General features: G+C 60.6%; 6 protein-coding genes. 2 read left to right on the top strand and 4 right to left on the bottom strand.

From position 1 onward, the window contains the following. Positions 1-10 precede the first annotated feature (10 nt). The 4 genes from E0L15_RS10930 to E0L15_RS10915 all read right to left on the bottom strand — a co-directional run bounded on the left by E0L15_RS10930 (position 11) and on the right by E0L15_RS10915 (position 4,608). Positions 11-2,059 carry an ABC transporter permease gene (locus tag E0L15_RS10930; protein ID WP_168125610.1) on the bottom strand — a complete coding sequence of 683 codons (2,049 nt, stop codon included), beginning with the start codon at positions 2,057-2,059 and terminating at the stop codon, positions 11-13. Then, a complete protein-coding gene (locus E0L15_RS10925; protein ID WP_087231898.1) occupies positions 2,056-2,820 on the bottom strand; it encodes an ABC transporter ATP-binding protein in 765 nt (254 codons plus the stop codon). Before E0L15_RS10925 ends, E0L15_RS10930 begins: the two co-directional genes overlap by 4 nt. 110 nt (positions 2,821-2,930) lie before the next feature. Then, positions 2,931-3,923, bottom strand: a complete 993-nt coding sequence (locus E0L15_RS10920; RefSeq protein WP_168125609.1) for a sensor histidine kinase — start codon at positions 3,921-3,923, stop codon at positions 2,931-2,933. Between the two features lie 13 nt (positions 3,924-3,936). After that, on the bottom strand, positions 3,937-4,608 hold the full coding sequence (locus tag E0L15_RS10915) for a response regulator transcription factor (RefSeq protein ID WP_168125608.1): 672 nt from the start codon (positions 4,606-4,608) through the stop codon (positions 3,937-3,939). A 539-nt stretch (positions 4,609-5,147) separates the two neighbouring features. On the opposite strand from E0L15_RS10915, the gene E0L15_RS10910 reads away from it, so the two are divergent. Next, the gene (locus tag E0L15_RS10910) at positions 5,148-5,627 is read left to right on the top strand and encodes a hypothetical protein (RefSeq protein WP_087370293.1); all 480 of its coding nucleotides are present in this window, start codon (positions 5,148-5,150) and stop codon (positions 5,625-5,627) included. 308 nt (positions 5,628-5,935) lie between these two features. Further along, positions 5,936-14,329 (top strand): S8 family serine peptidase, encoded by an 8,394-nt coding sequence (locus tag E0L15_RS12260; protein WP_206020628.1) that lies wholly within the window; start codon positions 5,936-5,938, stop codon positions 14,327-14,329. Positions 14,330-15,096 lie beyond the last annotated feature (767 nt).

Genomic DNA, 15,096 nt, shown 5'->3' with positions numbered 1-15,096 from the left:
TTTTTTTGTGTTATTCCTCTCTCATGCCGCTGACAATGCGGAAGTAGGAACGAGAGGTCAGACGATAAATCAGAACATAGAAGAGGGCGAAGGCCACAAAGCACACCACCGTCACCCCGGCAAACAGCCCCACGTTGGTCAAGCCAAACAGCAGCAGCAGCTTGCGGATGAGGGGGAAGGCGAAGGCCAAGTGTGCCCCGGCCATGAGCAGCGGGGCAAAAAACACAGTGAGCACCTGGGAATTGATGCTGCGGCGGATCTCCCCCTTGGTCATGCCCACCTTCTGCATGATGTCAAACCGGGACTGATCCTCATACCCCTCGCAGATCTGCTTGTAGTAGATGATGAGCACCGCCGCCAGGATGAACACCACCCCCAACAGGATGCCCAGGAAGAACATACCGCCGTACAGGCCGTAAGTGCTCCCCCGCTCCTGAGCCGCCCCCTCCATCAGGACGTGGAAATAGCCGTCCGTCTCATCGGCGCTCTCCATGTCCCGCAGAGCGGTGGACAGCTGCTGGCCGATCTGGATCTGGGTATCATCGTCACAGTTGAGATCAAAGCCGTAGTACCAGTGGAGGCTGGAGGCACTCTGCTCACCCAGCTGGGCCTGAACCCCCTCCACCGTCTCCTGGAAGTTGGGGACAAAGAGATACATGGAGGGGACAATCTGCATGGCGTCCACCCCGTTGTCCGCGAAGCTGTCCACCTGTTTGGCCACCGACAGGGTAACCCCTTCCCCCAGTTCCACCGAGGCATAGGGGTAGTCGCTTCCCTTGGTGGTGTACATCAGCGCCTGACCGGGCATCAGGGTCTCCCGCTTCCCCATCAGGCTGTTGTAGTCCTCCAGCGGCACCACAAACACCTGCCAGGTATTGGCCATGGTCTCCATGTTGTAGGAGCTGAGGAACACGTCGTCCATGACCATCCGGTCCTCCTGACGCACCCCCACAAAGCCGCACACCCGGTAGTCCAGGATGTTGCTGGGGGTGGCGCCATACTGCTCCGCCGTCTCTTCAGCCAGCACCCGCACCTGCTCCTGGTGGGAGCCGTCCAAGGTGTTCACACAGTCCACCACGGCGTCCAGGTTGATGTGCCGGGGATAGCGAGTGCGCAGACTGTCCTCAATGCCGATGTACAGGCAGGAGGTGGAGGAGATCATCACCAGCACCATGGTGCACAAAATGCAGATGGAGGCCAGGCCCGCGCCATTGCGCTTCATGCGGTAGACCATGGAGGACACCGACACGAAGTGGTTGGTCTTGTAATAGTACCGCTTATTCTTTTGCAGCAGGCGGCACAGGGTCACAGAGCCCGCCACAAACAGCAGATAGGTGCCCACCACCACCATGGCCACCGCGATGAAGAAGCCAATCATGGCGGTAATGGGGTCTTTCACGGTGATGGCCCAGTAGTAGGCCCCGGCCAGCACCACCAGGCCCAGCAGGGCGATGAGCCAGTTGGCTTTCGGCGGCTTCTCCCCGGCGTTTTCACTGCGCAGCAGGGCGATGGGGCTGGTGAGGTGGATTTGACGCAGGGTGTTGAGGAACATGAGGCCGAAAATCACCAGGAATAGCACCACGGTGCTGACCACGGAGTTCAGCTCCACCGTCATGGTGTAGGTGACTCCACCGTCCAGAATGCGGGTGAGGGCCAGCTCGGCCACCTTGGAGAAGAGCACGCCGCAGAACAGGCCCACCACCAGGGTGATGGCCGCGATGATCACGGTCTCCCACAGCAGCACCAGGGCCAGGTGCCGTTTGCCCATACCCAGGATGTTGTACAGGCCAAACTCCTTCTTTCTTCTGCGGATGAGGAAGGAGTTGGTGTAGAAGAGGAAGATGGTGGAAAACACACACATGACCCCAAAGCCCGTGTTCAAAAAGCTCTGGGCGCTGCCTCCTCCGGGCATCTCTTTCAGCACCGGAGACAGGCCCAGGAAGGAGACGATGTAGCAGACCATCACCACGCCGATACAGGCCAGGATGTAGGGCAGGTACATCTTCTTGTTCTGACGGATGCCCGTCCACGCCAGGCGGCGGTAAAATCCCAGTCTCATGCCCGCTCACCACCTGTGGTCAACAGGGTGAGGGCGTCGGAAATCTTCTGATAGAACTGGTTTTCCGTGCTCTCGCCCCGGTAGATCTGGTGGAACAGCTCGCCGTCCTTGATGAAGAGCACCCGTCCGGCGTGGCTGGCCGCCTTCACCGAGTGGGTGACCATCAGAATGGTCTGTCCCTGGGCGTTGATGTCGCCAAACAGCCGCAGCAGCTCGTCGGTGGCCTTGGAGTCCAGAGCACCGGTGGGCTCGTCGGCCAGGATGAGGCGGGGGTTGGTGATGAGAGCCCGGGCCACGGCTGCCCGCTGCTTCTGGCCGCCGGACACCTCATAGGGGTACTTTTTCAGCAGGTGGGCAATGCCCAGCTGAGCCGCCAGAGGCACCAGACGCTGCTTCATCTCGCTGGGCTGCTTGCCCGAGAGCACCAGGGGCAGGTAGATGTTGTCCTCCAGGGAGAAGGTGTCCAGCAGGTTGAAGTCCTGGAACACAAAGCCCAGGTGGTCCCGCCGGAACGCCGCCACCTCAGACTCCCGGATTTTGCCCAGCTCCTGGCCGTCCAGCTTCACCAGGCCCCCGGTGGGCTTATCCAGTGCCGCCAGGATATTCAAAAGGGTGGTCTTGCCGGAGCCGGACTCTCCCATGATGGCCACATACTCCCCTTCCTCCACATGGAAGGTGACATTTTTCAGCGCCTGCACCTGGGTGCCGCCAAAGCGGGTGGTGTAGACCTTCTGTAAGCTCTGTACTTCCAAAATACTCATAGAGCGGTTCCTCCTTTGCTGTTTACACCCTTATTATAGCCGGGAGAACCCCGCCTCTCCATGGCATCTCCTTACACTTTGCCCTCCACTTCTTACACTTTTGTCACAAGTCACTCCAGCCACCGCTGTTCCCGCTCCAGACCGATGCGGATGGAGGTACCCTCCCCCGCCACCGACTGGGCGGAGATGGTGTGGCCCAGATTGGTACAGATACGGCGGCACAGGTACAGCCCCAGGCCGCTGGCCTTCTTGTCCGCCCGGCCATTGTACCCGGTGTACCCCTTTTGGAAGATGCGGGGCAGGTCCTCGGCGGCGATGCCCATGCCGTTGTCCCGGATGCACAGGGTGGCGGGCCCCTCCAGCCCCAGCCACACCTCGCCCCCGTCTGGGGTGTATTTTAGGGCGTTGGACAGCACCTGCTCCACCACAAAACTCAGCCACTTCTCGTCGGTGAGCACCCGCAGCTCCGTGGGCTCATAGTGCAGGGCAATGTGGCGGCGGATGAACTGGGTGGAAAACTTGCGCACCGCTCCCCGGAGAATGCCGTCCAACTGGTACTCCCGGAACAGGTAGTCGGTGGACTCCGAGTCCAGGCGGAGGAAGGCCAGCACCATCTCCACATACTGCTCAATGCGTTGCAGCTCCTCCAGCTGCTGCCGGGCGGTGGGGGAGTCCTGGCTCTGGAGGGTCAGGCGCATAGAGGCAATTGGGGTCTTGATCTGGTGGGCCCACACGGTGTAGTAGTCCACCATGTCCTCATAGCGGCGCTGCATCTCCCCTTCCCGCTGGGCCTGCTCGGCCCGCAGCAGCTGGATGATGTGCTGGTAGTCCCGGTGGTCCTGGTTGATGGGCAGGGGGAACTCCCCCATCACCGCCCCAGACAGCTGGGAGAGCTGCTCCAGGCGGCGGTGCCGCTCCCGGGCACGCCGGATGTCCAGCCCCAAAAACACGCACCCCAGCACCCCGCACAGCCCCACCGGGTAGAGCACCGCGGCTATGGGCAGCCGGTACAGGGCAAACACGGTGAGAAAGATGAGGGAGAAGAGGAGGAAAATCCCCACCGCCGGGAGGCGGTCCCTCAGATAGGTTTTCAGGTATCTCATGACGTCCTCCTTATTAAGAGATGAGATAGCCCACTCCGAACTTGGTGGTAATGAAGGCCTTCAGCCCCGCCCCGTCCAACTTCTTGCGCAGGCGGTTGACGTTCACCGTCAGGGTGTTTTCGTCCACAAAGCTGTCCCCTTCCCAGAGAAGCTCCATCAGCCGCTCTCGGCTGACCACGCTGCCCTTGTTTTGCATCAGGGCCAGGAGAATGCGGTACTCATTTTTCGTCAGGTCGATGTTCTTCCCCTGGTAGGTGAGGGTGCCATCTCCCGTGTTGAGCATGGCCCCCCGGTGCTCCAGCACCGGCACCGCACCGGCGTAGTCATAGGCCCGGCGGAGCATGGCCTGCACCTTGGCAATGAGTACCCCCTGGTCAAAGGGCTTGGCGATGAAGTCGTCCGCCCCCATGTTCATGGCCATCACCAGGTTCATGTTGTCCGAGGCGGAGGAGAGAAAGACAATGGGCACCTGGGAGACGGTGCGGATCTGGCTGCACCAGTGGAAGCCGTTGAAAAAGGGCAGCCCGATGTCCATAAGCACCAGATGGGGCTGGTACTGGGCAAACTCCCCCAGCACGTTGCGGAAGTCGGAGACGCATCGGGCCTCCAGCCCCCAGGCCTCCAACTGGGTCTGCACCGCCCCGGCAATGCCCCGATCATCCTCAACAATTAGAATTCGATACATGCGCTTCGCTCCTTTCCCCCTCTCTGGGGGTGGTATCCCCTCCATTTTAGGTGCTTTCCCCCGCCCTGTCAACGAAGTTCCCGGTACAGGGATTCCATCCCACTTTATGGCAGAAAACTGAAAAATTTCAACAATTTTTAATGGATAAAAAAGGAATCAACCTATATTCTTTACATTTTTGCAACATTTTTCTTTAATTTTACGAAAAAATCACAGGAATACCACAGAGAAGAAGGAGGAAAAGGTAGATTTGTGTGTTGGATTGACAAATCAAAGAACATGCCCTATAATGCAGGAGGATAAGCCAGAATTCCAGAACATACCTGGTTGATTGAGGATGCGTCCCCTCATCTGGGTGGGGGCGTTTTTTGCGCCGGGTGTTGTTTAGTGAGTTAGCGAAGCGAATTTGCCCCTGCCTGAGTGGGGCACAAGGAGGAACCGATCTCGTGAAGAGCAATAAGTTGGCTGCGCTGCTGTTGGCAGCGGCCATGTGTACCATAACTGCGGGATGCACTTCATCCCCTCAGGAGGAGAGCAGTATGCCATTGACCAGTCCGTCCGCAGCCATTTCCGAAAAGCCCAGCCAGAGCGGCTTCGCCGGCGGCGGCACCGGAGCCGTGGGCAGCCAGTCCGTCACTCTGGAAAACAGCGGCAAGCTGCGCATCGCCTATCAGCAGGGCGCGGGCAACTCCGTGACCTGCGTGTCCAGTGTGGACCAGCTCAACCGCTTCGGTCTGTACGGCAGCGACAAGCTGGCCGCATACGACAAGCACTTTTTTGACAGCAAAGCCCTGGTGCTGGTGAAATACACCGTCAGCAGCGGCTCCACCCAGCTCAGCCTGAGCAGCGCCACCCGGGTCAGCAACATGGTATCCGTGCATGTGGACGCCCAGTCTGCGGGCATGGGAACCTCGGACATGGCCACCTGGCTTTTGTGGGCTGAGGTGGACAAGTCTCTGAGCGACTGTCAATGGGTGTTGGACGGGGCCAGTGGTGCCGGGTCCGGCGTGACCAAGTAACCAGGTTGGCCGGGTACAATACAACACAGTGTGCAAAGGGGCAGATATCCACAGCGGACTGTCCCTTTGTCTTTCCCTTTATCAGTTATCAATCGAGAATTGAGAGAACACGAGTTGGATGATAACCTGTCTTCTTCGACCAAGCGTCTGGAAACCAGTTAAGGAGGGGTGGCAGTTGGTTTCCACGCAGAGAAAAGATGAGGGGTTTTCATATTTGCGAGGTCCGGCCTGTCCCCGGATGGACCGTCCCCGCCCGTTCGCTTCCGCCCTGTGGACGGAAGCGGCAAACGAAAACTAAGGAGGATAACATGAGACATCACGTGAAAGCATCACGCAGGCTCGTCAGTCTGCTGCTCTCGGTGGTCATGGTGCTCGGCTTGCTGACACCTGGCTTCGCCGCTGGCAGCGGGGCTCTCTCCCTGACAGAGGGCAACCCCCACGCAGGCTATGACGCCGACCTGCCCAGTGAAGAGTCTGGATCTACCGTCCAGGCCGAAGTGAAAGAGGACGACGGCCAGGCCAACATCGGCCTGGAGGAGAGCGGCACTCCCGCTGCTCAGAACAACGACGCCTCTGCCCCCGCTCCCGAGGACGAGGTGACCTTCATCGTCTCTCTGGACAAGGAGTCCCTTCTGGAAGCCGGCTTCAGCGGTGACGACATCGCCGCCGACACCGCCAGCGTCAGCAACTATGTTGCCGACCAGAAGGACGCCGTGGAGCTGTTCACCCAGGCCCTGGAGGACGAGCTGGGCAGTGACGCCGTGGAGGTGGGCTACACCTACACTGTGACCATGACCGGCCTGTCCGTCACCACCACCTATGAGAACAAGGCTGCCATCCAGAAGATGCCCGGCGTGGATCGGGTGTACGTGGCTCCCGTGTTCAGCATTCCCGAAGAGGACAATGTGATGCAGCCCTACACCAACAACGCCACCAACATGATTGGCTCCAACGTGGCCAACGAGAGCGGCTGGACTGGTAAGGGCATGCGCATCGCCATTGTGGACACTGGTATCGTGGCCGATCACCCCAACTTCCAAGCCATGAGCGAGGACAAGCTCACCGATACCTCCCTGACTGTGGAGGATGTGCAGAACGCTTGGAGCAACCTGAATGCTTCCGACTCCAACGTGCTCCCCGCTTCCACCTACTTCAGCAACAAGATCCCCTTCGCCTTCAACTACTACAACAAGAACATTGACGTGTCCCACGATGCCGCTGGTAGTGACCACGGCACCCACGTGGCTGGCATCGCCGCCGCCAACAAGATTTCCTCTTCTGAGGTCATCGGTGTGGCTCCCGACGCTCAGCTCATCGTCATGCAGGTGTTCAACCCCAAGGGCGCCAACTGGGATACCGTTATGGCCGCCCTGGAGGACTGTGTCTACCTGAACGTGGACACCGCCAACCTGTCCCTGGGCTCCGCCGCCGGCTTCGTGGATAACGATGCTCCCATGACCGAGTTGCTGGACCTGCTGGAGCAGGCCGGTGTGGAAGTCATCATCGCCGCCGGTAACGACACCAACAACGCTCTGAACAACAACCACGGCAACAACCTGTCCCTGACCGGAAACCCCGACACCGGCCTGGTGGGCAACCCCAGCACCTACTCTCACGTGCTGTCTGTTGCCTCTGCGGACAACGACCGCATCACCCAGCAGTACGTCACCGTGGGTGATACCAAGATCGGCTATAACGACTCCGGCGTGTTCACCCGTCTGGAGAACCTGGCCGGCAACTCTTATGAGTATGTCATGATCGACGGCTACGGTGCCGCCGAGGACTTCGACGGCGTGGACGTCAACGGCAAGGTTGCCGTGGTGTGGCGTGGCGGCGGCGTGGCCTTCCCTGACAAGCACGCCAACGCTCAGAACGCCGGTGCTGCTGCCTGTATCGTGGTCAACAACACCTCCGGTCTGCTGAACATGGCCATCAACGATGCCGCCGGGAACATCCCCTGCGTGCTCATGTCCAAGGAGGCCTGGGACCTGCTGGCCAACGCTGAGACCAAGACCCTCACCGTCACCGGCAAGAGCGATTCCTTCCAGATCGCCAAGACCATGAGCGACTTCTCCAGCTGGGGTCCCGCTCCCGACCTGTCCCTGAAGCCTGAGATCACCGGCGTGGGCGGCAACATCTATTCCACCCGTGACACCCCCACCGGCTACGGCAACATGAGCGGTACCTCCATGGCCACTCCCCAGGTCACCGGCGCTATGACCGTGCTGATGCAGTACCTGCGCAGCAAGGGCTACAGCAATCAGGACATGTGGACCATGGCCACCAACATCCTCATGAGCACCGCCGATCCCATCGACGTGCCCGGTTCCAACGGCCTGAAGTATTCCCCCCGTCTCCAGGGCGCCGGTCTGGTGAACCTGGTGAAGGCCACCACCGTGGATGCCTACCTGTCCAGCACCTCCAACTCCATGGGCCGTGCCAAGGCCGAGCTGGGCGACAGCACCGAGGGAACCTACTCCTTTGAGTTCTCCGTGACCAACTTCTCCGACGAGTCCAAGACTTACACCTTCGATTCTGACGTGCAGACCGAGACTGCCACCGATGGCTTCATCGCCGGCACCCCCTATCTGCTGGAGTCCAAGGTGAAGGTCAGCCAGGACAGCGTCACCGTGGCTGCTGGTGAGACCGTCACCCTCACTGCCACCATCACCCTCACCGAGGCCGACAAGGAGTACATCAACAGCCGCTTTGAAAACGGCATGTATGTGGAGGGTTACCTGTACCTGGAGGGCGCTGACAACCAGAACCTGACCATGCCCTTCCTGGGCTACTACGGCGACTGGTCCAAGCCTCCCGTCTTCGATAACCCCGACTACAACGAGGCCAGCCTGTATGGCACTGGCGTGTTCACCATGATCTCCCAGCTGGGTACCAACCCCTATCTGCGGGGCGGTGCCTCCGGCGATGAGTACAACGCCTTCTCCTATGCCAACCCCCTGATGGAGCTGGATTTCGGTATGCTGCGTAACGCCCGCAAGCTGGTGTTCCGTGTCAACAATACCGAGACCGGAGAAGAGTACTTCAACTACGTCCACGAATACGCCACTAAGAGCTACTACAACAGCAGTTACGGCCAGATCTTCCCCTTCTACATCTACAACGCCACCACCGACGAGGAGTATGTGTGGAACGGCTATGACAAGGACGGCAATCAGCTGCCTGACGGCACCACCATCACCTACACCGTAGAGGCCTATGTGGACGACGGCGACGATGTGGTGGATGATTCCTTCTCCTTCCAGGCCTCTCTGGACAACCAGAAGCCTCAGCTGCTCAACGCCGACAATCTCCAGGACTCCCTGAAGGTGGAGAACGGTCAGATCAACCTGACCCTGAAGCTGCAGGATAACGCCAACCTGGCCGCCATCCTCTTCGTCTCCCCCGACGGCTCCGTCATCAGCAAGTTCGCTCCCAAGCCCGACGATGGCAGCGAGTATGTGGCCGGCAAGAGCTTTGAGCAGACCTTCAACGTGGCTGGCTACGGCGCTGACTTCACCATCGTGCTGGGCGACTACGCCTGCAACGAGACCGAGATCAAGGTGGCCCTGGAGCTGGATGATTCCGCTCTGACTCCCAGCCTGAAGGATCTGGAGCTGGGCCGTCTGTACGGCTTCGAGCCCTACACCGACTCCACCGTTCTGGACCGCGGCTGGTTCAGCATTGACAAGGGCCAGACCGAGGCACCCCGCAACGAGACCTATGAGAACACCGCCTACACCGCCGGCGAGTACATCAACGGCCGTGTGATTGCCCAGCGCAACGACGGCGCTCTGGTGCTGCTCTCTCCCTACTCCACCTACTGGGGCAGCCAGGTTCTGTACACCCAGAGCGGCCAGGAGGGCTCCGCCAACTTCATCACCCTGTATGACATGGCCCTGAGCCATGGCAACAACGGCGGCGGCATCCTCCAGCGCAACGGCGAGGACGCTCTGTACGCCGTGGGTTGGACCTATGACGGCACCATCACTCCCTCCAGCAGCTATGGCGGTTCCAACAACCTCTATGAGGTGTGCTTCACTCCCTGGGGCTACACCAGCATTGAGAAGGTGGCCACCATCACCGGCCTGGCTGAGGGCTACGAGATCCTCACCCTGTCCGCTGACGAGGAGGGCAACCTGTACGCCATCGGCACCGACCTGAACCTCTACTCCCTGGACAAGACCACCGGTGCTGCTACCTGGCTGATGACCATGTCCGACTTCAAGGTCAAGACCAACGGCGAGCGTCTGAACAGCATCCAGTCCATGACCTATGACTACGAAGAGGACGTCATCTACTGGTACGCTCACGCCCAGGTGGGCAACACCCAGGTGTGCGAGACCTACAAGATTGACCCCGTGAAGAAGACCGCCGAGAGCCTGGGCAGCCGTGCCCCCAGCGGCACCTCCGCCCTGTTCATCCCCAACGACCTGGGCACCGACCTGTTCACCGTGGGCGAAGTCAACCCCACCGGCGTGCAGCTGGAGCCCTATAAGACCACCCTGGTGGTCAACCAGGGCAAGCGCATGAACCTGACTTGGGCCCCCTGGAACGCCGCTGCTCAGCAAGTGACCTGGACCAGCGACAACACCGACGTGGCCACCGTCTCTGAGACCGGCTATGTCAAGGCCATTGGCCCCGGCACTGCCACCATCACCGGCGCTACCCAGATTATGTATGCTGGACAGACCGAGTGGACCCCCTACGAGGTCACCTGCCAGGTCACCGTAGTGGAGTCTCAGGACGCCCTGTACGGCTACATCGTCACCGATGATGTCAACCAGGGCAACCAGATGAAGTGGGTCACCTACTCCGATCAGGCTCCCACTCAGGTCACCCAGCTCAACGCCCCCAAGACCACCACTCTGGACGGCACCGTTGGCTCCGCCATCTGGGCCGGCGGCACCTACTACAACGGCTATGTGTACACCGTGCAGCAGGAACAGTGGGTGGAGGACGACGTGATCTACAACGCCACCGTCCTCTATCGCACCCTGGTCACCGGCAATGAGGATCCCACCAAGACCACCTTCGGCGAGCCCGAGCGCATCGGCCACACCGAGAACATCCAAGTGGGCAACATCGGCTTCGACTACAACACCGGCCGTATGTACGGCGTGGATCTGACCAACGGCGGCCTCGTGGTCATCGACCTGGAGACCGGCGCTGTGGATCCCATCGGCGAGTTCAAGTTCCCCGAAGGCTCTGCCTCCGGCGACAACGTGATGACCGCCATGGCCGTCATCTGCGAGGGTGAGGAGACCACCATCCTGTGCGGCAGCATGAACGGCAACCTGTTCATCGTGGACCCCGACACCATGGAGGCCACCAAGGTCTACTCCAGCTCCCAGGAGTACTGGTTCTACGCTGGCATGACCTACGACTACAACACCGGCAACATCTACTGGAACCCCTCCATGGGCTCCGGCATCAATCCCCTGTTCCTGGTCACTCTGGAGGACACCGATTGGGGCTCCATTGAGGCCAACGTCATGGACCTGGGCGACGTGAGCAGCCGTTCCGGCGTGGAGCAGACTGCCATGTTCACCATCACCGAAAACGAACCCGAGACCAACTACATCCCCGTGGAAGACCTGTGGCTGACCACCGGCGAGACCTACACCGGCCTGGCTGGCGCTCAGGTGCAGCTGCAGACCTCCACCGAGCCCGCCCGTCCCACCGTGCAGAAGCGCACTTGGTCCAGCGACAACACCGATGTGGCCACCGTGGACGCCTTCGGCAAGGTGACCCTGGTGGATGTGGGTACCGCCACCATCACCGTCAGCCTCACCGACCGTGACGGCACCGTGTACTCCGACTCCATCACCTTCACCGTCCTGCCCGCTGCCGGCTCCATGGCCGCCTTCATGGCCCGGGACGACAACGGCTCCATGTACGCCAACTTCTGGATCACCGTCAACGACTATGATCCCGCCAACTCCACCGTGGGTCAGGCCACCAATGGTGCCTACACCGTCCGTGCCGGCGAGTACTTCGACGGTTACTACTATGTGGTGGACGACCTGAACAACTTCATGCGCATCGATGCGGATTCCGTGGATGCCTACACCGTGCTGGGCAACACTGAGAAGCGTGTGGTGGATCTGGCCTTCGACTACACCACCGGAACCATGTACGGCCTGACCCTCAGCTACAAGGCTTGGAACTCCGAGACCTATCAGCAGGAGCAGACCTACCCCGAGCTGGTGAAGATCGACCTGACCACCGGTGCCCTGACCACTGTGTGCACCCTGGATACCGCCGGTGCCTTCACCCTGGCCGCTGACAAGGACGGCAAGCTGTACACTGCAGGCAGCACCTCCACCAGCGCCAACGCCGTACTCTATCAGATCGACACCGCCACCGGCGCTTGCACCCAGCTGACTGAGGTGGAGGGCGCTGTGGCCTACACCGATCAGAACGGTGCCTACAACTCCCAGCTGTCCTATGACTTCGGCAGCGACCGTCTGTACTTCCACGCTGCCAACATCACCGCCAGCTGGTGCAGCGGCTCCAACCTCTACATGATCGAGAAGGAGGGCGACTCCTTCACCGCCATGAAGCTGGGCAGCACCGCTCTGAACCTGCGTGGTGAGTCCATGCAGGGCTACAACGCCGTGCTGGGTATGCTCTGCCCCATCCCCGAGGACAGCGAACTGCCCGAGATGGACGTGATCAACCTGATGCTGGACCGCACCGTGACCCGGATGCTGGTTGGCACCACCATGACCATGGACGCTCTGGTTCAGCCCGCTGTGAGCAGCGACAAGGCTCAGCTGGTCTGGTCCAGCAGCGATGAGTCCGTGGCCACTGTGGCCGAGGACGGCACCATCACCGCTGTGGCTGCCGGCGAGACCACCATCACCGTCACTGACACCGTCAGCGGCCTGTCCGCCTCCTGCCAGCTCTCCGTGCTCTCCGAGCTCAGCGGCGACGTGGCCTACACCATCTCCCAGGGCGTCGGCCTGGTGGCCTTCGATCCCGAGCTGCCCAACGAGTACGTGGTGGTCAACTCCGCCATGCCCGTGGACGGCAAGCTGGTGGGTGTGGACGTGGACGACTCCGGCCGTTACCTCTACTACGCTGTGTACGACGACGGCTCCTTCCCCCTGCTGTACCGTTACGACATCCAGGGTAACACCAATGTCTACATGGGCCAGCTCCAGACCAACACGCAGGTCTACACCCTGGCCTACGATGACGAGCACAACGTCATCTATCTGGGCGGCGGCTACTACCTGTATCAGTACTACGTGCCCAGCCTCCAGACCACCGACCTCAATCCCTACACCAGCATCTGCTTCGACAGTGACTACACCCGTGTGCACACCGTGGCCTGTGCCAACGGCAAGACCTATGTGCTGGGTAAGTGCTACGAGGATTCCCGTCTGATGGAAGTGGCTCTGAACATGCAGACCTACACCATCCTGGAGAACACCGACCTGCAGCTGAACACCGTGGAGAACAGCAGTGAGATGAGCTACAGCTCCAACACTGGCAAGTTCTACGTCACCGACGCTGCCAACAACCTGTACTCCTTCAACCTGCCCGACGAGAACGGCCTGACCAACCTGACCAAGGTTGACCTGGTGGCTGGCGGCCTGAACGTCACCGGTCTGGGCATCTACAACGATCCCGACTTCAACTGGGATCAGGAGGATTCCGGCCGCAAGTACGACGTGACCATCACTCCCACTGAGAACGGCACCGTGAAGGTGGATCCCACCAGCGCCGCTGCCGGCACTCAGGTGACCATCACCGCCACTCCCGACCAGGGCTATGAGGTGGGCTCCATCGTGGTCACCGACGCCGAGGGTAACACCATCGCTGTCACCAACAACGCCTTCACCATGCCCGCCGGTGGCGCCACCGTCACCGTGACCTTCCAGGCTGTGGCCAAGGCCGACAAGACCCTGCTGCAGAAGACCTATGACTATGCCGTGACCCTGTCCACGGAGGGTGTCACCGACTCCGCCAAGGCTGCCTTCGAGAAGGCTCTCGAGAACGCCAAGACCGTTCTGGACAACGACAACGCCACCCAGGACGAGGTCAACGCCGCTTGGGACCAGCTGCTGGAAGGCATCTGGGGTCTGGGTCTGGTTCAGGGCAGCAAGGATGAGCTGAACAAGCTCATTGCCAAGGCCGACGAGATGATGGACAACGCCGACAAGTATGTGGCTGACCACTGGCAGGAGCTGGTGGACGCCCTGGCCAAGGCCAAGGAAGTTGCCGCTGACGGCGACGCCATGGACGAGGACATCCAGCCTGTGGCTCAGGCCCTGCTCAATGCCATCCTGGCCCAGCGCTTCAAGGCTGACAAGTCCATCCTGGAAGACCTCATCGGCCAAGCCAAGAGCATCAACCTGGAGGGCTACACCGCCGAGTCCGTGGCCACCTTCCGTTCCGCTCTGGCTGAGGCTCAGGCTGTCATGGCCGACGAGACCCTGTCCGAGGACGATCAGAAGACCGTGGAGGACGCCGTGGCTGCTCTGAATGCCGCCATCAACGGCCTCACCGCCGAGGGCGAGACTCAGCCCTCTGACAAGCCTGAGACCACCGATCAGCCTCAGGCCACCGAGAAGCCCGCTGAGAAGCCCGCCCAGACTGGCGACAACGCTCAGCTGATGCTGTACGTGGCTGTCATGTTCGCCGCTGTGTGCGCTCTGGGCGCCACCGCCGTGGTGCGCAAGCGTCGCAGCTAAGGCTCTCTCAGGTCTCTGAGACCCAACGCATGACAAAGCCCCGGAGGAAGCATTTGCTTCCTCCGGGGCTTTTCTGTTTTCCTCTCCCAGAGTAAAGCCTCCCTTGTGTAAAGGGAGGTGGCACAGCGTCAGCTGTGGCGGAGGGATTGATCGTCTAACCATCCATGTATCAGGCTTGCCAGCCTGGTGGGGACGCTTCCCGCTGGGGGTTTCTTTTGAGCGGGCAAAAGAAACCAAAACCCGCTTAGGGCGTTCCCCCCTAAGGACCCCCCTGGGGTACCAGGCTGGAACTGCATCAATTCTATGGCCGGCCCTGGCCTTGGTGGGGTCACATGGATGCTCTGGTACATCTATAGAAAGCATTCCCTTCTCTGTAAAACCGTGCCTCTGTTTCCAGGGCCTCACCCCGGTGTGCGGCGTTCCCGCCGCCGGGAGCCGGCCACCGATCGCTGGGAACAGCGTCTCACCAGAGTAAGGCCCTGACGGTAGAAGAATGCACCAGCAGAGAAGTAGGTGCATCCCGTAGACGGGCAAGCCATCTATGTGACCCCACCGAACCAAGGGCCGAACAGAGAACGGCGCACGTTCCCCCCAGTACGGCGGGGTGGATTCCACAAGGCGGGGGAAGGCCCCGCCTTTGGCGATTCTTTCCCCGATTTCTCATCGGGGAGAAATCGGGCCCAGCGGAGCGTCCCCGGCTGGGGCACTGGTCTACACCTGGGACATTGGAGAAACTAAGGCCTCCCTGCCTGCCGGGCAAACAAGGC

It is taken from the genome of Pseudoflavonifractor sp. SW1122 (assembly GCF_012027765.1).
GTDB classification, from domain to species: domain Bacteria; phylum Bacillota; class Clostridia; order Oscillospirales; family Oscillospiraceae; genus Enterenecus; species Enterenecus faecium.
The sequence above is the reverse complement of the archived record's forward strand: the minus strand, read 5'-3'. Positions and strand labels throughout refer to the sequence as shown.